The sequence below is a fragment of the Actinotalea alkalitolerans genome, assembly GCF_023369855.1.
Classification (GTDB): Bacteria; Actinomycetota; Actinomycetes; order Actinomycetales; family Cellulomonadaceae; genus Actinotalea.
The window spans coordinates 137,946-162,670 of the sequence record NZ_JAMBPP010000008.1; the positions used below are offsets into that span (position 1 = coordinate 137,946).

21 protein-coding genes are annotated in these 24,725 nt (G+C 71.5%); 14 read left to right on the plus strand and 7 right to left on the minus strand.

Annotation, left to right across the window (positions count from 1 at the left end; genetic code table 11):
* Positions 1-5: 5 nt before the first annotated feature.
* On the minus strand, positions 6-866 hold the full coding sequence (locus M1R94_RS11820; RefSeq protein ID WP_249381903.1) for a VOC family protein: 861 nt from the start codon (positions 864-866) through the stop codon (positions 6-8).
* 119 nt (positions 867-985) lie between these two features.
* On the opposite strand from M1R94_RS11820, the gene M1R94_RS11825 reads away from it, so the two are divergent.
* Positions 986-1,477, plus strand: a complete 492-nt coding sequence (locus M1R94_RS11825) for a MarR family winged helix-turn-helix transcriptional regulator (RefSeq protein WP_249381904.1) — start codon at positions 986-988, stop codon at positions 1,475-1,477.
* Between the two features lie 70 nt (positions 1,478-1,547).
* Here the strand turns inward: M1R94_RS11825 and M1R94_RS11830 are convergent, their stop codons facing one another.
* On the minus strand, positions 1,548-1,835 hold the full coding sequence (locus tag M1R94_RS11830; protein WP_249381905.1) for a GNAT family N-acetyltransferase: 288 nt from the start codon (positions 1,833-1,835) through the stop codon (positions 1,548-1,550).
* Positions 1,836-1,844: 9 nt separating this feature from the next.
* Positions 1,845-2,594, minus strand: coding sequence for a VOC family protein (locus M1R94_RS20775; protein ID WP_308199907.1), 750 nt, complete (start codon positions 2,592-2,594; stop codon positions 1,845-1,847).
* 157 nt (positions 2,595-2,751) lie between these two features.
* On the opposite strand from M1R94_RS20775, the gene M1R94_RS11845 reads away from it, so the two are divergent.
* Positions 2,752-5,229: a beta-galactosidase gene (locus M1R94_RS11845; protein WP_249381906.1), complete on the plus strand. Its 2,478-nt coding sequence runs from the start codon at positions 2,752-2,754 to the stop codon at positions 5,227-5,229.
* Positions 5,220-6,515 (plus strand): cellulase-like family protein, encoded by a 1,296-nt coding sequence (locus M1R94_RS11850; RefSeq protein ID WP_249381907.1) that lies wholly within the window; start codon positions 5,220-5,222, stop codon positions 6,513-6,515. Before M1R94_RS11845 ends, M1R94_RS11850 begins: the two co-directional genes overlap by 10 nt.
* 114 nt (positions 6,516-6,629) lie before the next feature.
* On the opposite strand, the gene M1R94_RS11855 is transcribed toward M1R94_RS11850, so the two are convergent.
* A complete protein-coding gene (locus M1R94_RS11855) occupies positions 6,630-8,123 on the minus strand; it encodes a vWA domain-containing protein (protein WP_249381908.1) in 1,494 nt (497 codons plus the stop codon).
* Positions 8,124-8,266: 143 nt separating this feature from the next.
* Entirely contained in the window at positions 8,267-8,941 is a 675-nt protein-coding gene (locus M1R94_RS11860; RefSeq protein WP_249381909.1) for a TetR/AcrR family transcriptional regulator, read from the minus strand.
* A gap of 126 nt (positions 8,942-9,067) precedes the next feature.
* Here M1R94_RS11860 and M1R94_RS11865 point away from each other — a divergent pair, with 126 nt between their 5' ends.
* The 6 genes from M1R94_RS11865 to M1R94_RS11890 are packed head-to-tail and all read left to right on the plus strand — an operon-like array spanning position 9,068 to position 17,274.
* Entirely contained in the window at positions 9,068-10,582 is a 1,515-nt protein-coding gene (locus M1R94_RS11865; protein WP_249381910.1) for an ABC transporter substrate-binding protein, read from the plus strand.
* Between the two features lie 3 nt (positions 10,583-10,585).
* Entirely contained in the window at positions 10,586-11,551 is a 966-nt protein-coding gene (locus M1R94_RS11870; protein WP_249381911.1) for an ABC transporter permease, read from the plus strand.
* Entirely contained in the window at positions 11,548-12,366 is an 819-nt protein-coding gene (locus M1R94_RS11875; protein ID WP_249381912.1) for an ABC transporter permease, read from the plus strand. The genes M1R94_RS11870 and M1R94_RS11875 overlap by 4 nt, the downstream gene beginning before the upstream one ends.
* Complete coding sequence (locus tag M1R94_RS11880; RefSeq protein WP_249381913.1) at positions 12,363-13,781, plus strand: ABC transporter ATP-binding protein; 1,419 nt, start codon at positions 12,363-12,365, stop codon at positions 13,779-13,781. Before M1R94_RS11875 ends, M1R94_RS11880 begins: the two co-directional genes overlap by 4 nt.
* Positions 13,778-15,523 (plus strand): ABC transporter ATP-binding protein, encoded by a 1,746-nt coding sequence (locus tag M1R94_RS11885; protein WP_249381914.1) that lies wholly within the window; start codon positions 13,778-13,780, stop codon positions 15,521-15,523. The genes M1R94_RS11880 and M1R94_RS11885 overlap by 4 nt, the downstream gene beginning before the upstream one ends.
* Complete coding sequence (locus M1R94_RS11890) at positions 15,523-17,274, plus strand: ABC transporter ATP-binding protein (RefSeq protein WP_249381915.1); 1,752 nt, start codon at positions 15,523-15,525, stop codon at positions 17,272-17,274. The genes M1R94_RS11885 and M1R94_RS11890 overlap by 1 nt, the downstream gene beginning before the upstream one ends.
* Positions 17,275-17,422: 148 nt before the next feature.
* Here M1R94_RS11890 and M1R94_RS11895 read toward each other — a convergent pair whose 3' ends face one another.
* A complete protein-coding gene (locus M1R94_RS11895) occupies positions 17,423-17,572 on the minus strand; it encodes a hypothetical protein (RefSeq protein WP_249381916.1) in 150 nt (49 codons plus the stop codon).
* 88 nt (positions 17,573-17,660) lie between these two features.
* Here M1R94_RS11895 and M1R94_RS20780 point away from each other — a divergent pair, with 88 nt between their 5' ends.
* Positions 17,661-19,046, plus strand: a complete 1,386-nt coding sequence (locus M1R94_RS20780) for a methyl-accepting chemotaxis protein (RefSeq protein ID WP_249381917.1) — start codon at positions 17,661-17,663, stop codon at positions 19,044-19,046.
* 161 nt (positions 19,047-19,207) lie between these two features.
* On the opposite strand, the gene M1R94_RS11905 is transcribed toward M1R94_RS20780, so the two are convergent.
* Positions 19,208-20,221 carry a LacI family DNA-binding transcriptional regulator gene (locus tag M1R94_RS11905; RefSeq protein ID WP_249382005.1) on the minus strand — a complete coding sequence of 338 codons (1,014 nt, stop codon included), beginning with the start codon at positions 20,219-20,221 and terminating at the stop codon, positions 19,208-19,210.
* A gap of 421 nt (positions 20,222-20,642) precedes the next feature.
* Here M1R94_RS11905 and M1R94_RS11910 point away from each other — a divergent pair, with 421 nt between their 5' ends.
* The 4 genes from M1R94_RS11910 to M1R94_RS11925 all read left to right on the plus strand — a co-directional run bounded on the left by M1R94_RS11910 (position 20,643) and on the right by M1R94_RS11925 (position 24,714).
* A complete protein-coding gene (locus tag M1R94_RS11910; protein ID WP_249381918.1) occupies positions 20,643-21,563 on the plus strand; it encodes a family 43 glycosylhydrolase in 921 nt (306 codons plus the stop codon).
* A gap of 12 nt (positions 21,564-21,575) precedes the next feature.
* A complete protein-coding gene (locus tag M1R94_RS11915; RefSeq protein ID WP_249381919.1) occupies positions 21,576-22,859 on the plus strand; it encodes an ABC transporter substrate-binding protein in 1,284 nt (427 codons plus the stop codon).
* 71 nt (positions 22,860-22,930) lie between these two features.
* The gene (locus M1R94_RS11920; RefSeq protein WP_249381920.1) at positions 22,931-23,899 is read left to right on the plus strand and encodes a carbohydrate ABC transporter permease; all 969 of its coding nucleotides are present in this window, start codon (positions 22,931-22,933) and stop codon (positions 23,897-23,899) included.
* Positions 23,896-24,714 (plus strand): carbohydrate ABC transporter permease, encoded by an 819-nt coding sequence (locus tag M1R94_RS11925; protein ID WP_249381921.1) that lies wholly within the window; start codon positions 23,896-23,898, stop codon positions 24,712-24,714. The genes M1R94_RS11920 and M1R94_RS11925 overlap by 4 nt, the downstream gene beginning before the upstream one ends.
* The last annotated feature ends 11 nt before the right edge of the window (positions 24,715-24,725 follow it).

Sequence of the window (24,725 nt, forward strand, 5' to 3'; positions counted from 1 at the left end):
CGCGGTCAGGCGGGCTGCGTGGTCAGCGCGATGCTGTTGAGCCACGGGTCCTGGGTGCGCACCGTCGCACCGTCGTCGGCGACCGCGAACCCGGCCAGGCGCAGGCGGTCGCTCACGGCGTCCAGGTCCTCGCGGTCGGGGACGGTGATGGTGACCTCGCCGAGCCCCAGGGTCGAGGCCCGGGGGCCGGCGCCCCTGCTGTTCCAGGTGTTGACCGCGAGGTGGTGGTGGTACCCGCCCGCACTGACGAACAGCGCGCTGGGCATCGCGAACGTGGTCTCGAAGCCGAGGGTGTCGACGTAGAAGCCACGTGCGAGGTCGATGTCGCCGACCTGCAGGTGGACGTGGCCGACCTTGGCCCGGGCGGCCGTGATGCCGCTCAGCGCGTCCTCGGTGAGGTGCTGCTCGAGGTAGGTCCGCGGGTCCAGGGCGATGGTGTCCATGGCGACCTGCCCGCCGTCCCAGCGCCAGCCCGAGCGGTCACGGTCGTGGTACAGCTCGATGCCGTTGCCCTCGGGGTCGGTGAAGTAGAACGCGTTGCTCACCAGGTGGTCGGCGCTCCCGACGAACTGCGAGCGCGGGTGCCGGGAGGCGGTCAGCACGGCGGCCGCGAGGTCGGCCGCGGTCGGGAACAGCACCGCGGTGTGGAACAGGCCGGCCTGGTGGCGGGCGGGCCGCGGCAGGCCGGGCGTGTGCTGCAGGACGACGACGGCGGTGCGCCCGCGACCCAGGACGACCGAGCCGTCGCCCTCGGTCACGGTGGTCAGCCCGAGCGCCTCGCGGTAGTACGCGGCCATGCCGGTCAGGTCCTCCACGTGGAGGGCGACGGCGTCGACGTCGGTGACGGCGGGAAGGAGGTCGGTCATGTCAGCCTCACGTGGGTCATGGTGCTCTCCTGCCTCCGGCGGACCGGAAATTAGTTGAAGCGACAACCACACTCTAGGCACGGAAACTTGTAGCGTCAACCTTTTGGTAGCGTGGGCGCATGACGACGCGGTGGCTGACGCCCGACGAGCTCCGGGCCTGGACGAGCTTCGTGGCGGTCGTCGAGCTGTTGCCCCGGGCCCTGGAGACCCAGCTGCGTCGGGACTCCAACCTGTGGCACTTCGAGTACTACACCCTCGCGATGCTCTCCGAGGTGCCCGGGCGCACCCTGCGGATGACCGACCTCGCCTCGCGGACCAACGCGACGCTGCCGAGGCTCTCCCACGTGGTCAGCCGGCTGGAGGCGCGTGACCTCGTGCGTCGCACGCCCTGCGCCGAGGACCGCCGCGCCATCGACGTCGCCCTCACCGAGGCCGGGTGGGAGGCCGTCCGGCAGGCCGCACCGGGACACGTCATGGCGGTCCGTGAGGCCGTGCTGGACGCCCTCACCCCCCACCAGGTCCAGGCCCTCGGTGAGATCTCCGCGGCACTCCTGACCCGCCTCGACCCGAACGGCGCGATGACGGCGCCCTACCGGCCACCCACGCCCTGACCCGGGGCCGGGCGTCGGTAGCTCAGGCGTCGGCCGGTGCGGACGCCGGCGGGTTCAGGCGTCCGCGGGCTCAGGCGTCCGTGGCCACCAGGTCCCGGTACTCGGGGTGCCGCTCGAGGAAGGCACGGACGAACGGGCACAGCGGCACGATCCGCACCTCGCGTGCACGCAGGTCGTCGAGCACCCCACGGACCAGGGCCGAGCCCAGTCCCTTCTCCTGACGTCGCTCGTCGACCTCGGTGTGGAGCAGCGCAACGTCCCCGCCACGCCGCTCGGAGTACTCGAGGTGCCCGACGACTGCGTCGTCGACCACCAGCTCGTACCGGGACCGTTCCGCGGCGTGGACCACGCGTGGCACGTCTCGTCCCTACCGGTCCGTGGCCGGGGTCTGCTCGTAGACCCCCATCTCGTTGCCCTCGGTGTCCTCGAGGACCGCCCACCCGCTGGACCCGTCGATCGCCTGCCGGGGCTGCACCACCCTGCCGCCGTTCGCCTCGGCGATCGTGAGCGCCTCGTCGATCGAGTCCACGTGGATGTAGCTGCGCGGCTGCGTGAAGGATGCGTCCCGTGGCGCGAGACCTCCGCTGAGCGCACCGTTCGGCGCCTGCCACATCGGGTAGCCCTCGAACCCCGCGACCTCGCGGATGTCCCACCCGAACAGGTCGCCGTAGAAGGCCTGGGCGCGCCGGGTGTCCGTCACGGGGATGTCCACGTGGGTGATGTCGCCGTGGGACATGGTCACCGTGTCCCGCACGGGCTCGGGCATGCTGCCCTCGTACAGGCCGATCTGGTTGCCCTCGGGGTCGGCGATCACCGCGACCCAGCTGGTGTCGCTGATCGGGTCCTTGTCCTGCAGCAGGCGGCCCCCGAGCTCGGTCGCCCGCGCGGCGACGTCGTCGACCGACCCCACCTCGACGTAGAAGCGGGGCGTGCTGAACCCCTCCTCGCGACGGCCCATCCCGCCGCCGCTCACCTGGTTGGGTGCCCGCCACATCGGGTAGCCCTCGTACTCGGGTGACTCCTGGACGTCCCAGCCGGCGACCGCGCGGTAGAAGTCCATCGCGCGCTGCATGTCGTCGAACGGGATCTCGGTGTGGGTGATGTCTCCGTGCGCCACTGCTGTCTCCCCTCAGCCGGGCGGCCCCGTCGGGTCGTCGAGGTCGTTCAGTGCAGCGTATGGCCGGGGTCCGACACGCGCGCCGCCGGGGTTTCGTCCATGCACGGCGGCGGATCACCCATCGGCCCGGCACCCGGTGCTGGCCTAGGGTCGGCGGGTGCCCAGCGACGCGTCACGGACCCCTCCCCGACCTGCCCCCCGACGGCTCCGGGTCACCGCTCCGCCGGTGCCGCTGCGGGATCACCTCCCGCTCGGAGAGCCGGCCGGCACGGCCGATCGCCTCGAGGTCACGAGCCGATGGGTCGAGCGCGACGGCCGACCGTGGTTCCCCGTCTCGGGCGAGGTGCACTACTCCCGGGTCCCACGGGACCGCTGGTCCGAGGTGCTCGGGCACGCGCGGGCCGGTGGGCTGGACTCGGTGGCGGCCTACGTGCTGTGGCGTGCGCACGAGCCCGAGCCGGGTGACTTCCGCTGGGACGGCAACCTCGACCTGCGCGCCTTCGTCGAGCTCGCGGCCTCGCACGGGCTCGACGTCGTCGTCCGGATGGGGCCGTGGGCGCACGGCGAGGCCCGTCACGGAGGCTTCCCGGACTGGCTGGTGGAGCGTCGGCTGGACACCCGCACCGACGACCCCGCCTACCTCGAGCTCGTGCGGGCGTTCTTCGCCGCGACGGTCACCCAGCTCAGCGGTCTGGGTCACGCCGAGGGTGGGCCGGTCGTCGCCGCGCAGATGGACAACGAGCTCTACGACCAGCCCGGGCACCTCGCGACCCTGCGGGAGATCGCCGAGGACCTCGGGCTGCGGGTCCCCCTGTGGACGGCGACAGGGTGGGGCGGGGCGAAGGTTCCGCGCACGCTCCTGCCGGTCTACGGCGCCTACGCGGACGGCTTCTGGGAGGACTCGCTCACGCCGTGGCCCCGGTTCGCCGCGACCCATTTCCGCTACGACGCCGTCCGCGACGACCTGTCCGTCGGGGCCGACGTCCGCGAGGTGCTCGACGGGCACGTGGTGCTCGACGGAAACGTGGTGCTCGACGGGCCGGGCGCTGACCCGGGGACGGGACCGCTCGACGACGACCTCGTGCCGCTCGCCGACGACGACGTCGTGCCGTTCGCGACGTGCGAGCTGGGCGGCGGGATGCACGTCGCCTACCACCGGCGGCCCCTGGTCACCCCGCAGGACGTGGCCGCGCTGACCCTGGCGAAGATCGGCAGCGGCTCGGTCTGGCAGGGCTACTACATGTACGCGGGCGGGACGCAGCGCACCGCGGTGCGGGCCGGGCAGGTCGGGGGTGAGCAGGAGTCGCACGCCACCGGGTACCCCAACGACGTCCCCGAGCTCACCTACGACTTCCACGCCCCGATCGGCGAGCACGGTCAGATCAGGCCGCACCACCACCTGCTGCGGCGCCAGCACCTGTGGCTGGCGGCCGAGGGGGAGCGTCTCGCGACCATGACGAGCACGACCGGTGGCGGGAGCGAGCACCCCGACGACCTGCGGTGGGCCGTGCGGGGCGACGGACGCAGCGGCTACCTGTTCCTGACCACCTACCAGCCGGCGCGGCAGCCCCTTGCCGCGCAGCACGGGGTCCAGGTGACCGTAGCGTTCGACGACGACGTCGAGGTGAGGGTCCCGACGGTGCCCGTCGACGTCCCGGCGGGGGTGTCGGTGGCCTGGCCCCTGCGCTACGCGCTGACCCCGGGCCTGGTTCTGCGCAGCGCCACCGCGCAGGTGCTGACCCGTCTCGCGGTCGCCGACCACGAGGTCGTGGTGCTCGTCGCGACCGCGGGCGTGCCCGTGGAGCTGGTCCTCGAGGGAGACGTCGGGGTGACCGGCGCCGGGCACGGCGAGCACCGCGACGGCGCGACGGTGGTCCACCTGCGCGCAGCGCCGGGGCCTGGGTGCGTCGTCGACCTGCCCGGGGTGCGGATCATGGTGCTCGACGAGGCTGCTGCCGACCGTCTCTACCGTCTCGAGGTCGGCGGGCGTGACCGCCTGGTGCTGTCCGACGCCCCCCTGTACGTCCAGGACGGTGCGCTGGTCGTGCACACGGACAGCGAGCAGGTGACCGTGTCGCTGCTTCCCGCGCCTGCAGGGCTGCGGGCCTTCGGCGGGCAGGCGGGGCCACCGCGCGACGAGGCCCCGTGGCACAGCTGGTCGCTGGACGTGCCGGCGGCGGGGCACCGTTCCCTGCTCGACGGGCCGCGTGCCCTCGACGCGACCGCGCCCGAGCCCGTCCACGGGGGACCGATGGACCGCCTGAGCACGCCCACGGACTGGTCCGGTGCCGCGCAGGTTCGTCTCGACGTGCCCCGCGAGATGCTCGACGGCGTCGACAGGGTGCTGCTGCGGGTGCGCTGGCGCGGCGACGTCGGGCGGGCCTACGTCGGGGACCGGATGATCAGCGACCACTTCTGGCACGGTCGCCCCTGGGACCTCGACCTCACGCCCCTGCGCGACGAGGTCGTCGAGCAGGGGGTCCGCCTCGAGCTGCTGCCCTGGGACGGCGACGCGGGGGTGTGGGTCGATCCCACGGTCCGGGGCATCCAGGACGGCGTCGTGGTCGACGACGTCGAGGTGGTCCGGGTCGCCCGGGTCCGCCTCGAGCTCGAGGAGGCAGAGCCATGGGGCTGAACCGTCCGGACGTGACGCGGGGGAGCCGGCACCTGCCGGACCGTCTGGCGATCACCCTGTGGGACTTCTCCTGGTACGTCCGCACCGGCCCCGGGGAGCCGTTCGAGGACCTGGACGCGGCCTTCGCCCGAGCCGGCGAGCTGGGGTACAACGCGGTCCGGATCTGCGCGATGCCGTTCCTGCTGTTCCGCTCCGGGCTGGACACGACCGCGCTGCGGCTGGGGCCGATCGGGGGCGACTACGCCGGGCGGGTGCGGTGGTACGACGTCGGCCGGCCCACGACGATCGACGCCCGCGAGCACCTGCTGCACCTCTTCCGGACGGCCGACCGGCACGGCATGGTGGTCATCGCGTCGTCCTGGGAGTACCAGCAGAGCCCGGCGTTCGCGGCGGACCGGGCCTGGTACGACGCGCTGCACGCCGTCGAGCCGGACGATCGGATGGTCGTCCTCGGGGAGGCGCTCGCGGACCTCGTCGACCTGCTCTCCGAGCACGGACTGGCTCACGTCCTGGCCTTCGTCGAGCCGCACAACGAGGTGCAGGCCGGGCACCTCACCGCAGGCCTGCCCGGTCGCGACGATCCCGTGGTCGAGCTGCGTGACCGGCTCGAGGCGGGTATCGCGGCGTTCAGCGCCCGGCACCCCGAGATCCTGTGCGGCCCGAGCTACGCCGCGGTCCCGGTGACGGCCATGCGTGGGCTTCCGCGCAACGTGGGCGTCCTGGTGTTCCACCCCTACGTCTACGGCGTCCTGGACGACCTGGTGCGCGAGTTCGCCCTGCGCGGCGACCCCGCCGACTTCCCGCAGGACCGCGCCGACGCCGAGCTGCTCCGACCGGGCGCACCACGCCTGGCCGACTGGGCGCCACCCGCGGACGAGGAGTGGAAGCGGCACGCGTCGATCGTCGGGCACGCCGAGATCTACCTGCACCACTGGTGCGACCCCGCGGCCGTCGACCGATGGCTCTACGAGCGCTACGGCGCGCACCGGGTCGCGATGGCGGTGCGGCTCGAGGAGTGGATCGGCATCGCCGCGGACAACGCCCAGCGCCTCGGCGTCCCGCTGGTGCTCGGTGAGGGGTGGGTCGGCTACACCCCTCGCGACTGCAGGTTCGAGGAGGGCCCCGTGGGAGCGCAGATCTGCCGGGACGCGGTCGCCCACGCCGCCCGCGTCGGCGCCTGGGGTGCGGTGGTCTGCTCCAACGCCGCACCGCACCACGCCATGTGGGCCGACGAGGCGCTGCAGAAGGAGTGCACCGCGGTGATTTGCGAGACGGCTGACGGCTGACAGAGGACGGAGGCCGAGGGACCGCCCCGCCAGCCTGTCGCGGCGACGGCTCCCGAGGCGACGACCGTCGTATCGACCGATGGACCAGTGCTCGACGGGCGCTCGCGCTGCCGGTCAGGCGGTCGCCCGGTTGACAAGGTCGACGAGCTGCGTCACGTCGGGGTCCCCGTCGAGAGCTGCAGGCAGGCCCTCGGCCTCGGCGCGAAGGTCCGCGGCGCTGACGATCGCGGACCACGGCCCGCCGACGAGGCGATCGGTCAGCAGCGCGACCACGAGGTCCTGACGCAGACGGGGCGAGGCCTCGCGAGGTGAGGTGGCACAGGCGGAACCGGCCAGGGTTGCGGAGGCCTCGACGGCTCGGCCCGTGTCGTCGAGGTAGCGCACCGTCGCCGTGACGAACGGTTCCTGGGACCAGCCCTCGCGGAGGGCGACCTCGTAGAGCGCCGTGGTCGCGTGGCCCGCGAAGACCTCCCCACCGTCGATGGCGTCGTTGCGGAAGTCCTCGTCGGCGATGGCGCGGTTCTCGTACCCCAGGAGCCGGTAGCCGGAGACCTGGGCGGGGTCGAACTCGACCTGGGCCCTGGCGTCCGTGGCGGCCACGACGAGCGAGCCGGTCAGTCCTGTGGCGAACACCCGCTCGGCCTCGGCGGCGGTGTCGATGTAGACGTGCCACCCGTCGCCCTGGTTGGCCAGCTGCTCGAGCAGGTGGTCGTTGTAGGTCGTGATGCCGACGCCGACCGAGATGAGGTTGATCCCGGCCTTGGCCTGGGTGCTGATCCGCGCCAGGATCCCCTCGGGGTCGGTCTCGCCGACGTTCGCCACCCCGTCGCTGATGAGGATGACGCGGGTCATCCGACCTTCGGTGCGCATCGACATGGCCACGTCGTAGCCGAGCGCGAGGCCGGCCGCAGCGTTCGTCGAGTCCCGGGGCGCCAGCTCGTCGATGGCCGCGAGGATGCCGTCACGCTCGGACGCCGGCGTCGGCTCGAGAACCACGTCGGCCTCGGTGGAGTAGCAGACCATGGCCACCCGGTCGGTGGGCCGCAGCGAGGAGACCAGCGTCCGGAGGGCCGACTTGGTCGTCTCCATCTTCCCGGCCTCGTCCATCGACCCCGAGCAGTCGACGACGAGTGCGAGGTCGGCGTCGACCCGGGTGATGCTCGAGGCCGGCGTGCTGCTGATGCCCACGCGGACGAGCCGGTGCTCGGGGCGGAAGGGCAGCACGGTGGCGTCGATGCTGACGCCGAGCCCCCGCTCGGGGGTCGGGTAGTCCTGGGCGAAGTAGTTGACGAACTCCTCGGTGCGGACCTCGCTCGGGTCGATCGACCTCCCGTTGGCGACGGCGTCGCGGAACCGGGTGTAGGAGCCGGTGTCGATGTCGAGCGCGAACGTCGACAGGGCGTCCCGCGCCGGGTCGGTCATCCCGAGGTCGGGTGCGAGCTCCGAGGGAACAGGGTCGGGATAGGGCGCCTCGGCGCGGTCCGGCCCGGGCTCGATGGTGCCGGACCCGTCCCACTGGCTGTCGCCCGCTGTGCAGCCGGTCAGGACCACCACGGCAGCGAGCGTGGCTCCGGCAAGACCGATCATCCTGCGGCGGTAGATCATCATCTGAGTCCCCATCTCGAGGCGTGGCGTGGGCCACACGCTAGGAGGCGGGCTGTTCGTTCGTGGCGGAGTTGCCGGGATGTGATCGAAATGATCACCGTTCCGTGTCCCAGGGAGCCGACTCGTGGCCGGACCGTGACCTGGCGTTACGCCGTTCGGGGGACGGGGCGCGCGGGTCGGGGTGTGGCGGCGATCCCGGCCAGGATCCAGTCGAGGCCCGTGTCGAAGATCTCGTCCATGCCCAGGGTGAAGAAGGCCGGTCCGACGCGGGCTGCGGTCGGGTGCTCGGACGGGTCGATCGCCTCGAGGCCTGACACGAAAGCCTTCGCGCGGCTGGGTCGCTCGGCGATCCGCCGGGCATCGGCACCGTCCTCGATGCTGATCCGGGAGAATGTCCAGCTCATGATGAGCGCCGACCCGCGGGCGACGGTGGCGTCGTCGAGCTCCGCCTCGGCCAGGGCCGAGGTCAACAGCTCCAGGAGCCGGTACGCCTCGGGTCCTGCCGGTCCGTTCTCCATGAGCCAGGTCGCGACGCCGGGGTACTGACGAAGCACCCGTCGTTGGGCCACCGCCCACGCGCGCGCCCGGTCCTGCCAGTCGCCGTCGGCTGTCACCTCGGGGCGGACCTGCGCGCCGATCTGGTTCGCGACGAGACGCACCAGGTCCTCGCGGTTGGACACGTGGCGGTAGAGCGCCATCGCGGTCACGTCGAACCGGGCTCCGACGGCGCGCATGGTCAGCGCCGAGAGGCCACCGTGCCGGGTGATGTCGACCGCGGCATCGACGATGGCCTCCCTGCCCAACGTCGCCACGGCCGCCATCGCACGATCCTATCGAGCGTCGGGTGAATGAGACTGGTTCTCAATTGCTGGTAGTATACGCAGTAAACACCGACATCGGGTTGGTGGGACGACCGTGAGGGAAGGTGCCGCATGGCTTGGAGCACGATGCGTAGGCTCACCGCCGCAGGAATCGCACCAGTGGCGGTGTCGCTGGTCCTGGTGGGGTGCTCCGCCGGACCCGAGCCGGGGCCCGGGCCGGAGCAGGCGGCAGCCCCCGTGACCACGACCGGCGGTGCGCTGCGCGCAGCCTTCGCCGGTGGGTCGACCGAGACGCTGAACTACCTGAAGGGCCCGACGGCCCTGGACTACGTGCGCGCACGTCTGGTCCACGCACCGTTGTGCGAGCTCGACCCGAGCGCCCCCGAGGGGGTCGCCTACGGGGTGGTCGAGCAGATCGACGTGAGCGAGGACCTCGCGCAGTACACCCTGCACATCCGGGACGGGGTGACCTTCACCGACGGGACCGCGCTGAGCGCGCAGGACGTGCTGTACTCGCTGCGCGCGCCGGTCCTGCTCGAGGGCCTGCCGTTCACGAGGCTCGTGGCGCGAAGCTTCGACCTGGACGCCGCCACGGTGACCGACCCCTCGACGGTCGTGCTGCCCACGCTCGCCCCCGTCGCGGACGGCCGCGAGCTGATCTGCCAGAGCATGCTCGCGATCAAGGACGGCACGACCGAGTTCACCCCGCAGACCCCGTCGTCAGGGCCGTTCACCATCGCCGCATTCGAGCCAGGTCAGTCCACGCTGCTCGAGCGCAACGACGACTTCTACGGACCGGCCCCGACCCTCGACGAGATCGCGCTCGTCTCGATCGCGGACGGCACGGCCCGGGTCAACGCCCTGCGCCAGGGGCAGGTGGACTACGTCAGCGGACTCTCGCCCGCGCAGGCGCAGACCCTCGAGGGCGAGAGCGAGGTCACCGTCGTGACGAGCGACCTCCCCTACGCCTCGTACCAGTTCTTCTCGATGAACCTCGACGTCGAGCCCTTCGCCGACCCGCGGGTGCGGGAGGCGTTCAAGCTCGCCGTCAACCGGGAGCAGATCATCGAGAACGTCTACTTCGGGCACGCGTTCGAGGGCAACGACGTCCCGGCCCTGGGGTTCAGGAGCTACGACACGACCCTCGAGCAACGTGCCTACGACCCCGACCGGGCGCGCGAGCTGCTCGCCGACGCCGGCCAGGAGGGCATGAGCGTCGAGCTGACTGCTGGGCCCGAGCTCCCGGGAATGGTCGAGACCGCGACGCTCCTGGTCGAGGACCTCAAGGCCGTGGGGGTCGACGCGACCCTGCGCGAGCTCGCCCCTGGCCAGCTCTTCGCCGACTACCCGGCCTACCTCGCCCTGCCGTTCAAGGTCGGCTACAGCCCCCCGGCGCTGTTCGAGCCGAACTACACACCCGGCACCTTCCCCGAGGTCGACGTGCTCGTGCAGACCGCGCGCAGCGCGCCCACCGCCCAGGAGAGGCTCGAGGCCTCGCACGCGGCACAACGGCTGCTGTGGGAGCAGGGCAACCAGATCGCCCCGGTGTTCGTGCCGGCGATCAGCGCGGCCTCGACCGCGGTGGGCGGCGTCCGGGAGCTGCAGTTCCCCGATCTCTCCCAGGCGACGGTCACCCGCTGACCGGTGCGCGTCGACGTCTGGATCACGGCGAGGGTCGTCACCGCTGCGGCGACCCTCGCCGTGCTCACCGTGATCGTGTTCTGGGCGACCGAGGTGCTCCCGGGTGACGCGGTCGGCGTGCTGTCCGGGCCGACCGCGACCGACGCCGAGAGGGAGGCCGTCCGACTCGCCCTCGGCCTGGACCGTCCGGCCCTCGAGCGGTACCTCGAGTGGATCGGGGGCGCGCTGCGGGGTGACCTCGGCACATCCCTGGTCTCCGGTCGCGAGGTCGCCCCGCTCGTCGGCGCCCGGCTGTCCACGAGCCTGGCCGTCCTCGTGCCTGCCGTGCTGCTGATCGTGACGCTCGCCGGGACGCTCGGCACCGCCGCGGGACTCCGTCACGGGGGCCGGCTGGACCGGTGGCTCAGCGGCACGACCCTCGGGCTCATCGGCACCCCGGACTTCCTGATCGCGACCGCCCTGCTCGTGCTGCTCACCGCCTGGTGGCCGGTCCTGCCCGCCGTCGCGCTCATCCCGCCCGGGCAGTCCCTGTGGAGCCATCCCGAGCTGGTCGTCCTGCCCGCCGTGGCCCTCGCGCTCGGCGGGTTCGGCTCCACGATGCGGCTGCTGCGCGCCTCGGTCGCGCAGACCGTCACCACCCCCTTCGCCGAGTTCGCGCGGCTCAACGGGGTGCGCGGGCACCGCTACGTGTGGGGGGTCGTGGTCTCGAACGCCCTGGCCCCGGCTGTCATGGCCCTGGCGGTGATGACCGCTGGGCTCCTGGGCGGGGCGATCGTCGTGGAGACCCTGTTCAACGTGCCCGGAATGGGCTCCGAGCTCACCCAGGCGGTCGCGGGCCGCGACGTGCCTCTCGTCCAGGGACTGAGCCTCGTGCTCGGCACGATGACGCTGCTGCTCCTGCTCGTCGGTGACGTCGCTGCCAAACTGCTGCACCGTCACGCCCCGGCCACCTCGGGTGGCCACCGGTGACCGCGCGCCGCTGGGTTCTCGCCGTCCCGGTGCTGCTCGTGCTGACCGTCGCCCTGGCTGGTCCATGGGTCCCGGCAGGAAGCGTGACGGCACCGATCGGCGCCTCGTTCGCCCCGCCCACCGCCGAGCACCCCCTGGGCACCGACGTCCTGGGCCGCGACGTCTTCGCGCGGGCCCTGGCCGGGGGCCGGGTGCTGGTCGCCCAGGCCGTCGCCGCGACCCTGCTCGGCAGTCTGGTGGGACTCACCGTGGGTGTCTGGGCAGGCGTGACCCACCACCGGGCCGTCGGGCGGTCCCTCATGCGGGTCGTGGACGGCCTCGCCGCGCTCCCGGCGTTGCTGCTGCTGATGCTGCTGGCCACGGGGATGCCCGGCAACGACGTCGCGGTCGCGGCGGGGATCGCGATCGTGAGCGCGCCCTTCTCGGTCCGGGTGCTTCACGAGAGCGCGGCCCGTCTGGCTGCGACCGACTACGCGCGTCACGCCGAGGCCCGCGGCGAGGGACTGCTCACGCGGACACGCTCCGACATCCTGCCGGGCCTGGTCCCGGTCGCTCTCGCCGAGGCCGGCATCCGGTTCGTGGCGGCGACCCAGCTCGCCGCGACCGCGGGCTTCCTGGGGCTCGGCGCCGGGGCACCCGTGGCGAACTGGGGTCGGATGGTGCGCGAGAACAGCACCGGCGCCGCGATGAACCCGCTGCCCGTGATCGTCCCGGCCGCGCTGCTGGTCGTGCTCGCGGTCAGCGTGACCGTCCTGATCGACCGCACCTCGGTGTCCACCCGCCTCGCGCCCGAGCGGATCGAGCGAGCGGCATGACCGTCGTCGCGAGCATCAGCGGTCTGACCGTGCTGACTCCTGGCGGCACCGCGATCCTCGAGGGGGTCGACCTCGAGCTCCCCGCCGGAACCGTGACTGGGCTCGTCGGACCCTCGGGGGCGGGCAAGACCACCCTCGCGTGCGCCCTGCTGGGGCACCTCGCCCCTGGGCTGCGCCGCACGGCGGGCACCGTGCAGGTCGCGGGCCTCGATCCGTTCACCCCTGATGGCCGACGTGCGTTGCGTGGCCGCCTCACGGGATACGTGCCGCAGGACCCCGCCAGCGCCCTCAACCCCCGGCAACGCATCCTCACCCAGCTCGGCACGGCCGACAGGATCGCCCACCCCGGGGCGCGCCGCCGTGACCGGGCCGAACGGGTCGCCGCAGCCGCCCGCGCCGCCTCGCTCGACGAGAACCTGCTGCGCCGGCACCCGGGACGGCTCTCGGGAGGGCAGGCGCAGCGGGCTGTGCTGGCCTGGATGCTCGTCAGCCGGCCACGACTGATCGTGCTGGACGAGCCCACGAGCGGGCTGGACCCCCAGACCGCACTCGCGGTGGCCGCCGCGTTCGTCGACCTGCCCTGGCGGCCCGCGGTCCTGCTCATCAGCCATGACGCGGGGGTCGTCGCCCGGATGGCCGACCGCACCTTCGAGGTGGACGCGGGCCGCCTCTCACGCGCGCCGCGGGCCACGGGCACCGCTGCAACCCCGGCACCGGCCCCGGCGCCGCTGCGCCGTCGCGTCGCGTCGCGGGACGCGATGCTGTCCGTGGCGGGCCTGCGCATCCGGCACGGTGACCAGCGGATCATCGACGGGGCGAGCTTCGCCGTCGACCTGGGTGAGTTAGTCGCGCTACGGGGGGACTCCGGGAGCGGCAAGACCTCGCTCGCCCGCGCCCTGGCCGGCCTCGCGGCACCGACCGCCGGACGTCTGCACCTGCACGGCTCGCCGGTCGGGTGGGACGCGGCCGCCCGGGCACGGGCCGGTGGACCGTTCCTGGCCTACGTCGGCCAGGACGCTCGCGCGACCCTCAACCCGCACGAGCCCGTGCGCCGGACCCTGCACCGGGCCCTGGCCTCCGCAGCCCGCACGGGCCGCACCCGTGGCTGGAGCCTCGAGGAGGTGCTCGAGCGGCTCGAGCTCGACCCGCAGCAGCTCGAGCGGACACCCGACCGGCTCAGCGGCGGGCAACGGCACCGGGTCGCCCTCGCTCGTGCGATCACCGCCGCACCTGCGGTGCTGCTGTGCGACGAGACCACGGCCTCGCTCGACGCGCGCACCGAGCAGCGTGTGCTCGACGCCCTCGACCACCTCCGCCGCGACCGCGGCACCCCGGTGCTGCTCATCACCCACCGCGACCACGTCGCGACGCGCTGCGACCGCACCCTCACCCTCAGCGAAGGACTCCTGCGATGAACCAGCTCGACCTGCTCCGCCCCGTCCGTGGGCTGCTGATCCTCGCTGCCGCGTTCCAGGCCGTTGCCGCAGCGCTGACCCTGGTTCCGTTGCTCGCGCTGATCGCGTTCACCGGTGCCTGGCTCGAGGGTGACCCGGCCCCTGGTCCGGGGGTCGTCCTGGCAGCGGTGGGCGGGGCGCTCGGGAGCCTGGGGGCTGCGGCCCTGGCGACCGTGCTGACGCACCGGGCCGACGCCGACCTCACCTGGCAGCTGCGCACCCGCCTGGCCAGGACCATCCGACACCTGCCCGTCCCCGTGGTGACCGGGCACGGTGCGGGTCGGATCAAGAAGGTGCTGCACGACGACACCGGTGCGCTGCACTACCTGGTGGCCCACACCCTGCTGGACCTGACCGCGCTCGTCGTGACCCCCCTCGCGGGGCTGGTCGCGCTCGCCCTGATCGACTGGCGCCTGGCCCTGCTGGCCCTGCTGCCGCTCGTTGTCGGTACCGGGTGCTTCGTCCGGGCGATGCGCGGCTCGGCCGCGAACTTCGTCCAGTACGCGACCCAGCAGCAGCGGATCAGCACCGCGATCGTGGACTTCGTGCGCGGGCTGCCCGTGGCGAAGGTCTACGGCGGCCCCGGCAGCGCGCAGGCCCGCTTCCGCTCGGCGGTCACCGACTTCCACGACTTCTTCCGGGCGTGGTCCCGGGGCACCGCCCCGGCGACGACCGCGTCGTGGCTCGTGGTGACGCCGGCGGTGGCAGTCGCCCTGCTCACCCTTGCGGGCGCCGTCGGCCTGCGGTTCGGCTGGGTGACCCCGACCGCGCTGGTCGCCGGGGTGCTCCTCGGGCCTGCGGTCTGCGCGCCCGTGGCCGTCGTCGGGCCACGGATCCAGGCGATCCGCACGGGGCTGTCCGCGGTGGGGTCCATCAACGCCTTCTTGGCGCAACCCCGTCTGGTCTGGGGGGACGGCGGTACGCCGGGTGGGACGGGCGTGCTGCGCCTCGACCACGTCAGCTACGCCTACGGCGACGAGCAGGCGGCACTGGTCGACGTGACCCTCGAGCTGCCCGCCACGGGCCTGGTCGCCGTCGTCGGGGAGTCCGGCAGCGGCAAGAGCACCCTGGCCGGGCTGCTCGCGCGCTTCATCGACCCCACCCAGGGCAGCGTCCGGCTCGGTGGCGTGGACCTGCGCGAGCTGAGCGAGGAGACCCTGTACCAGCAGGTCGGGTTCGTCTTCCAGGACACCGGGCTGCGCCAGGCCAGCATCCGTGACGTCCTGACCGGGGGCCGGCCCACCCCCGAGCGGGACGTCGTCTGGGCTGCGGTCGCGGCGGCGATCCACGACGACGTCCTCGCCCTGTCGCGGGGATACGACACCGTCCTGGGCCAGGACACCGACCTGTCCGGTGGGCAACGTCAACGCCTGTGCCTGGCGCGCGCCCTGCTGCGTCGTCCAACCGTGCTCGTGCTCGACGAGGCGACCTCGGCGCTGGACCCCACCACCCGCGCGGTCGTGATGGAGACCCTCACCCGTGAGGCGACCGAGCGGACGGTCCTGCTCCTGACCCATCAGCTGGCCACGGTGACCCGGGCGGACCAGGTGGTCGTGCTCGAGTCCGGACGGCTGGCCGGGGTCGGGACCCACCACGAGCTGCTCGAAGGTTGCGCGGCCTACCGGACCCTCTGGGAGACCGAGCCGCCCCCGCCCCCGGAGCGGTACCGGACCCCCGTCGCCGCCACCCCGAAGGACGTCTGATGCTCCGCGCACTGCACCGCCTGCTCCCCGCCGCCGACGCCCGGGCGCTGTCCGTCCTCACCGCGTGGCTGGTCGCCTCGGCCGTCCTGCAGGGCGTCGTGCTGGGAGTGGCGGGGGTCGCCGTCGCCGCTCTCGTGGACACCGGCTACCAGGGCGCGCGGCCCTGGCTGGTCGCGCTCGCGGTCACCGCGGCCGCCTTCGTCGTCGTGCAGTGGGTGGCGCAGATGATCGCCTTCCGCACCGGTAGCCAGACTGCCCGTGCCCTGCACCTCTCGCTCGGTGAGCACGTCGCGCGGGTCCCGCTGGGGTGGTTCACCCCCGCCAGGCAGGCCGAGCTCGTCGACACCGCGACCACGGGTGTTCCCCAGCTGATGTCCTACCCGGCGATCCTGCTGCGACCCGCGATCACCGCCGCGGTCACCCCGGTCGCCGCCGCGGCGACCCTGGCCGTCCTGGACTGGCGCTTCAGCCTCGCGGTGCTCGCCGCGTGCGTCGTGGCCTGGTACGTCAGCACGTTGAGCCGGCACCTCGCGCAGACCGTCGATGACCGAGGCCACCGGACCGACGCCGAGGCTGCCCACCGCATCCTCGAGTACGCCGTCCGGCAGCCGGTGATCCGTACCGACCTGCGCCCCGAGGACGACGACGTGCTCGAGCGCGCCCTCCACGAGGCCGCCCGTGAGTCTCGTCGGTCGACGGTCACGGTGCTGCCCGGGCTGCTGCTGTTCAGCTTCACGCTCAACGCCCTGTTTGCCGCGCTCATCGCGGTGGGGGTCCTCTGGGTCACCGACGCGACCCTCTCGGCCGCCGCGTTCGTCGGGCTGCTCGTGACCACGGCGCGGCTGATCTCGCTGGTCGCGGCCGGTGCCGAGCTCGCCGCCGGTCTGTGCCTGCAGCGCGGTGCCCTCGACCGCATCGGTGACGTGCTGGGCGTGCAGCCCCTCGAGGTGCTCGACGTGCCGGGCGCGCAACCCGAACCACGGGACGAGGTGCTCGTGGAGGTCCAGGGCGTGACCTTCGGCTACGACGACACCACGGTGATCGACGACGTCAGCTTCACCCTGCCGCGACGTGGCCTGACCGCGCTGGTCGGGCCGTCGGGCTCGGGCAAGACGACCATCAGCCGGCTGCTCGCCCGCTTCTGGGACCCCCGCGCGGGCCGTGTCCTGCTGGCAGGGGCGGACCTGCGCACCCTCGAGCCCGACGCGCTCTACGCCGGCATCGCGATGGTCCTCCAGGACGACTACCTGCCCGACGGCACCATCGGGCAGAACATCCGTGCCGCCAACCCGGGCGCGACACAGGCAGAGCTCGACCACGCCGTCCACGCCGCGGGACTGGACTCGACCATCGTCGAGCTCCCGGCGGGGCTCGACACCCCCAACGGACCCGGCGGTTCCCGCCTGTCCGGGGGGCAGCGCCAACGGGTGTCGATCGCCCGGGCGCTCCTCAAGGCCGCCCCGCTCACGATCATGGACGAGGCCACCTCGGCCCTCGACCCTGAGAACGCGCGCCTGGTCAGCGCGGCGGCCCGTGAGCTCGCCCGGACGAGCAGCGTGCTGGTGATCGCCCACCACCTTGACACCGTCGTCCACGCCGACCAGGTCCTCGTGCTCGACCGTGGCCGGATCGTCCAGCAGGGGACGCACGCGCAGCTCCTCGACAGGCCTGGCCGGTATCGGGAGCTGCTGCGGGACCATGCGGGTGGTGAGGTGGCGGGCGTCAGAGGCACATCGGGTCGGTTCGCCTAGATCGGTGTGTACGCCCTCGAGGCCCGCCGCGCTGCCATACACCGGCAGGTTGGTGGAGCGGCCTCGGGGCTCTCCGCGAGTGCTCGGCGGCAGCGCTCGTGGTCCTCGCGTCGCTACTCGTAGCGTTGGTGTTCTGCGCGGGTGTCGGTCAAGACGCCAACGGCAGGATCGCGAAGACGACGAGAAGGCCGGCGTGGGCGGGGCTCCACCAGCGCAAGGGCGCAAGGGTGAAGCTGATCAGTGCCCCGTAGACAACCTCGACGAGCACCTGTCCGCGCGCGTGAGACGCGCGGACCACGTCTTCACCCCCTGGGCACCTCACATGGGCCGTGAGGCCGCCGATATCAGATCCGATGGTCTGCCGTTCCGAGGAGAAGTAGGACTGCGTGCGTGCAACGAGCGTTCTCCCGACCGGTGTCGAGCGCACCTTCGGAGACGACGAGATCATCGTGTCCAAGATTGACGCCAAGGGTCGCTTCACCTATGCCAACGCGGACCTCCTGCGGGTGTCCGAGTACGACGAGGCCGACCTGATCGGCCAACCTCACAGCAAGATCCGCCACCCCGAGATGCCCAGGATCATCTCCAAGGTGATGTGGGAGACCATCCAGGACGGCCAGGAGATGTTCGCGTACGTGAACAACCTCGCCTCCGACGGCGCGCACTACTGGGTCTTCGCCCACATCACACCCTCGACAGCAAGCAACGGAACTCCCGTCGGCTATCACTCCAACCGCCGCAGCCCGGGTCGTGGCGCGGTCCAGGCGGTTGACAGCTTGTACCGTCGGCTCAGTGCCGAGGAGGGCAAGCACAGCCGGCCCGCGGACGCGATGAATGCCTCGGGGCTGCTCCTGGAGCACGAGCTCGCGACGCTCGAGATGACCTACGACGAGTATGTGTGGAGCCTCGCCGAGCTCGAGAGCTACCGTCGCGCGGTCGACGTGCTCGCGCAGGCGTTCGTCAGCGTGGCCGGTGGGGATCTTGAGGTCCGCATCCCGCCGCTGGCCGGGCCGTCGGCGCTCGCCGCGCTGCGCGATGACGTGAATCTCAGCCTCGACGTGATGGACGCGTTCGTCCGTGAGTCCGGGGCCTCCCTGACCGCCGCCGCACAAGGCCGTTTCCACCGCCAGTTCCTCGTCCGGGGCATGCCCGGCACCTTCCGCGATGGTGCGCAGCGCATCAACACCGCGCGGGACTCCATGCGCGACGGCGCCCGCTCCCTCGAGGAGCAGAACGCGACCCGCCAGCTCATGGTCGACAAGGCCATCGAGGTCTCGGTGCACGTCGCGTCCGCCTCGACCGAGCTCGGCGCCTCTGCCCAGGTCCTGGCAGCGTCAGCGCAGTCCGGCGTGGACGAGGCGAACGCCGCACTGAGCACCGTGCAGGCACTTGAGCTGTCGGCGAAGGAGATCCAGCAGGCAGTCTTGATGATCAAGAACGTCGCGTCACAGACCCGACTTCTCGCCTTGAATGCGACCATCGAGGCCGCCCGCGCAGGCGAGTTCGGCCGAGGCTTCGCGGTCGTCGCCGCGGAGGTCAAGACGTTGGCCGACGAGTCCGCCCGTTCGTCCGACGACATCACTGCACAGGTCGCGGCTTCCCGCGCTGCGACCGAGGTCGCCGTCCAGGCCATCGACCGCGTCGCAGGAGCCATCCACGAGATGAACGACCAGGTCGTGGCCATCGCACAGGCGGCCGGTGGGAACCAAGGCCTGTCCGACCTTGCCGAGACCCTCCACAGCGACATCTCCCGCTTCGCCAGCCAGCACTGACACCGTCCACGCGCTTCCATCGCGTGAGGGAGTGGGGCTGCATCTGCATCCTGTGACGATCCGGCGGTACGCGCAGCCGGAGCCGAAGCCGTGATCAGCGACCTTCGAGCTGCTCGCGCACCGGGGCGGTGGCCTAGGTCGGACCGCAAGACCCGCCGCGGTCAGGCGCGGTCCGCGGCCGGTCGGGTTGACTCGCGGGCCACCACGCGGGCTGGGGAGATGACCTCCCGCGGTGGCCCGGCGGTGCCCTTGCGCTCGATCCGTTCGATCAGCATCTCGACAGCGGTGCGGGCCATGAAGTCGTGGCCGGGATCCACCGTGGACAGTGACGGGATGGTGAACCGGGCCTCGATGATGTCATCGAAGCCGATGACCATCACGTCGTCCGGCACCCGCAGACCGGCATCCGCAAGCCCTCGCATCGCCCCGATGGCCAAGGTGTCGGTGAGGCAGAACACCGCGTCGATGTCGTGCCCTCGGTCCAGGAGCTCGCGCACGGCGTCACGGCCCGCCGGCATGGTGACGTTCCGCGGTGCGACGACCAGATCGGGGTCGACCGCGATGCCGGCGCCCAGGAGTGCGTCGCGGTAGCCGTGGAACCGCAGGCTGGCGACACCGGAGTCGGGCTCGGCCTCCACCTCGGCGATCATGGCGATGCGACGTCGCCCGGCGCCCAGGAGGTGCTCGGTCGCTGCCCTCGCCCCTTCGACGTTGGCCATGGCGAGGTGATCCAGCGGACCGTCGAAGATCCGCTCCCCCAGGATCACTGCAGGGAAGTCCACCTGGAGCAGTGCTGCGTCCTCCTTGCCGAGGCCCACCACGCTGAGGATCACGCCGTCGTACTGGTAGTTGCGCGACTGCGCGAGTGTGGTCAGCTCCTTCTCCCGGCTCAGGCCGGTCTGCTCGATCGCCACGCGGAACCCGGCTGCCTCGGCGTGGGTGATGATCCGTGCGGCCAGCTGGGCGAAGTAGGGGCTGTCGACCTCGGGCACAGCGAGGCCGATCGTCCCGGTGCGGCCCTTGCGCAGGTTGCGGGCGGCGAGGTTGACCCGATATCCCAGGGTGTCGATCGCCTCGAGCACCCGGCCTCGCGTCTCGGGGCTGACGTTGCGGCCGTTGATCACGTTGGACACGGTCATCACGGAGACCCCGCTCGCGCGCGCCACGTCCTGCATCGTCACCACGGCGAGCCTCCCATCGTCACGTCTGTCGCTCCCTCAGGGGGCGGCCGGCGGCAGCTGCGCAGGCGCCGGAGGCGGGAACCGGGGCATCGGAGAGCACCTCTGCGCCATCGGTTCTTCGGGGTACGCCCAGCATCTCGCACATGTAACGCTACATGAGTTCAGCCCTCGTGAGGGGCTGGTTGAACAAAGACCCAGGTCGCAGCGCTTGCGCAGGCTGCAGATCGCGATGTAACGTTAAAGTCGCTGACGCAGACATCGGGGTCGCGACGACGGAGTCGTGCTGAGGGCGCCTACCGGCACCCCAGCATGAGAGCCGCCGGACGCGCACACCCGGCGCCGTGGACGCGAGCCTCCGGGCGTCGACCGATCGCTGTGGATCGGACGCCTCCCCCTCCTGACACTGGAGCACTCGATGACGAGACCTCCCTCGACCGGCCAGGGCACACGTCCGGCCGGTCCGTCGACCATCTCCGGCAGCTACGCCGATCCGGCAGTCGTCATGTCAGACGGCCGGTACTACGTCTACCCGACGACCGATGGGCGCGCCGACTGGGGCGCGGACGCCTTCCGCGTCCTGTCGTCGGTCGACCTGATCGAGTGGGAGGACCACGGAGAGGTCCTTCGCCTCGGGCGAGAGGTCCAGTGGGCAGACCGTCGGGCCTGGGCTCCCGCGGCCCTGGTCCACGGCGGGAAGGTGTACCTGTACTTCACCGCCGACGAGAACATCGGTGTCGCGGTCGCCGACCACCCGACCGGACCGTTCCAGGACATCGGGCATCCCCTGGTCGAGCGCGGGCAGTTCCCCGGGACGACGATCGACCCGGCGGTGTTCGTCGACGACGACGGGGCCGCCTACCTGTACTGGGGGAACGGTGTCCTGCACGGCGTACGCCTGGCGGACGACCTGGTGTCGTTCGACCCCGCCGAGGTTCGGAGCTGGGAGCCGCCAGGCTTCCGGGAAGCAGGCTGGGTCCACCGCCGTGGAGCCATCTACTACCTGTCCTGGTCCGAGAACGACACCCGCGAAGAGGACTACCGGGTCCGATATGCGACCGGCCCAGGTCCGTTCGGGCCGTGGACCCACCGCGGTGTCCTGCTCGAGAAGGAGCTCAGCCGTGGGATCCGCGGGACGGGGCACCACGCGATCCTGCGCCTTCCCGGCCTGGACGCATGGCTCATCGCCTACCACCGCTTCGCCGTCCCGGACGGCGACGGCTATCACCGCGAGCTCGTCTTCGACGAGCTCAGACACCGGCCCGACGGGCTCCTGGAACCGGTGCGGAACAGCCCGGACGCCTTCACGTACCCCCTGACCCGATTCGCCACCCAGTAGAGAGAAGCTGACATGTCCATCCTCACGAACCGTCCGAGCCCGACGTCGGGTGTGCGGCGTGCTCCAGCCCGCGTCGGCATCGCAGCAGCGGTCGCCGGCTCCCTCCTCGCTCTCTCGGCCTGCAGCACGGACGGCGAGCAGGACGCAGGCGGGACGACGACCCTGAGCTTCTTCTCGTGGGACGGCGAACCGGTGATGGCGCCCGTCATCGAGGCGTTCGAGGAGCAGCACCAGGACATCCAGATCGAGTTCTCGAGCGCTCCACCGGTCCAGGAGTACATCTCCACGCTCCAGACCCGCATCTCGTCCGGCACCGCGGCAGACGTCTTCATCATGGCCGCGGAGAACAAGACCAACCTCATCGAGGGCGAGTTCGTCGTGCCGCTCACCGGTGAGCCGTTCATGGAGAACATCGCCGAGTTCAACCAGCAGACGTACGGCGCCGACGGCGAGGTGTACGCGATGTCGTTGTCGTCCTGGGGCGGCGGGATCGTCTACAACCGCGAGCACACCGATGCCGTCGGGATGAGCGATCCGCCGACGGACTGGGACGCCTTCCGTGACCTGCTCGCTGACCTGGAGGACACCGGGGTCGCTGCGTTCTACGAGAACCTGCAGGAGATCCCGATGTCCCTCCAGGCACTCGTGGGTGGCTCCTACGAGAGCGACTTCACCGTCGATCAGCGCATCTTCGACGGAGAGACGACCTTCGAGGCGGAGTGGACCGAGCCCCTGCAGACCTGGGCGGCGCTGTTCGAGGACGGCCTGATGTCTCCGGACGTCGTCGGGCTCAGCGGCGACCAGATCCTGGACGAGTTCGCCAACGGTCGCGTCGCGATGATGGCCACCGGGCCGTGGAGCCTGCCGACCATCCGCGAGACCGCACCCGACATGGACTTCGGGTTCATGCCGTTCCCAGCGCCGGCCGGCCAGGAGGCCTACCTCCCGGGTGCGGCGTCCCCCGGGTACGCCATCAACTCGGCCACGGACAACGAGGAGGCTGCCAAGACCTTCCTCGCCTTCCTGGCCAGCCCCGAGGGCGTCCAGCTCTACAACGAGTCCAGCTCCGCCATCACGACCACGGGAGACTTCGAGCCGACCGTCGACCCGGTCCTGGAGGACGTCGTGGAGCCCATCCGGGAAGGCCGCGTCTACCTGGCCCAGATCTCCTGGCCTCGCTACGAGGACGTGCTGATGACCACTGCCGTCGCGAGCCTGCAGCAGGTCATCCTCGGCCAGCGTGAGCCCGCCGATGTGGCCACCGCCCTCGACGAGGTGCTGGAGCAGCAGAGCTGACCACTCGCCCGCGCCCCGCCGGACGACCGGCCGGGCGCGGGCGGTCAGGCTCCGTATCGGAAGGAGGCGCCATGTCACAGCAAGCACCAGCTCCCCTCGCGGTGGGCGATCGCGTCGGACCGGGTGAGGGGACCGGGACCGAGCCCCGGGCTCGAGGGCGACGATGGGACCGCGCGGCGGTTGCCGACCGGCTGTTCCTGCTACCGGTCGGCGTCGTCTTCGTCGTTCTCTTCCTCATCCCCGTCATCCGGTCAGGGTGGTGGAGCCTGACCAACTACAACGGCTACACACCGGACTACGACTTCGTGGGGCTGGCGAACTACGGCCGGCTGTTCTCCGACACCGCGATGGTCTCCGGCTTCGTCTTCACGCTGCTCTACACCGTGGCGACGACCCTCGTCGTGACCTGCCTGGCGATCCCGCTCGCCGTCGTCCTCAACCGGAAGTTCATCGGACGCAACTTCGTCCGGTCGGCCTTCTTCTTCCCCGCGATCCCCAGCATCGCGGTGCTCGGCCTCGTGTGGGGCTTCATCCTGTCGCCGTTGGGAAGCGGTGTGATCAACCGCGTCATCGAGACGTTCGGCGGCGCGTCGGTCCCCTGGTTGTCGACTCCTGGCCTCGCGCGCTTCTCGGTGATCCTCGTGGGCGTGTGGAGCCAGGTCGGTTGGCACGCGATCCTCTACCTCGCCTACCTGCAGGCCATCCCGGAGGAGCTGACCGAGGTGGCCATCATCGACGGGGCCAACGGCCGTCAACGGTTCTTCCACATCACCCTGCCGATGCTCGCGCCGGCCATGACCGTCAGCCAGCTCCTCCTGCTGACCGGAGGGCTCAAGGTGTACGACCTACCCGTCACCCTGACGGGCGGGGGACCGGGCTACTCGACCTTCACCCTCACCCAGGCGATCATCCAGCGCGGCATCGCCCAGTCCGAGTTCGGGCAGGCCTCGGCGCTGGCCGTCGTCTTCATGCTCGTCATCGGCCTGATCGTCGCCGCGCAGCTCGCCGTCGCCCGACGACTGGAGAGGCGCATCCAGTGAACAAGAGCCGTCACGTCCTCACGAGCCTGGTCATGGTGCCGCTCGCGGCACTGGTGGCCGTGCCCTTCTACTACATCGTGGTCAACACCTTCAAGACGCACCAGGAGACGGCGACCTCCCCGCTCGCGCTTCCGAGCGGGCTCCGCCTCGACAACTACGTCGAGGTGTTCGAGACCCTCCCGGTGCTGCAGAACCTCCTCAACACCGTCATCGTGACGGCCGCCTCGGTGACCACGATGCTGCTGATCGGCGCGATGGGCGCCTTCGGCATGATCATCCGCAGCACCCGGTTCAACACGTGGTTCGGCGCCCTGATGGTGCTCGCCTTCCTGGTGCCCTTCCAGGCCACCCTGCTGCCGCTGTACCGGATGCTTGTGACCGCCCGGCTCGTGGACACGCTCCAGGGTCTGGTGGTGCTCTACGCCACGGGGGCGATCTTCTGCTACTTCCTCATCCTCGGGTACATGCGCACGGTGCCGACGGAGATCATCGAGGCTGCGCGTCTGGATGGCGCCGGGCCGCTCCGGATCTTCTGGAACGTGGTCATGCCGCTCATCCGACCAATCCTCATCACCGTCGGCGTCTTCCAGACCATGTGGGTGTGGAACGACTTCATCATCCCCAACGTGTTCATCAGCTCGACCGGCAACCGGACCCTCGTGCTGCTCGTCTACTCCGCCGTCGGGCAGTTCTCCGTCAACTGGCCGATGTTCATGACCCTGACCGTGATCGTGCTGATCCCGATGGTGATCTTCTTCGTCACGATGCAGCGCTTCATCGTCAGCGGCCTGGTCGCCGGCGGTGTCAAGGGATGAGCCCGCAACGG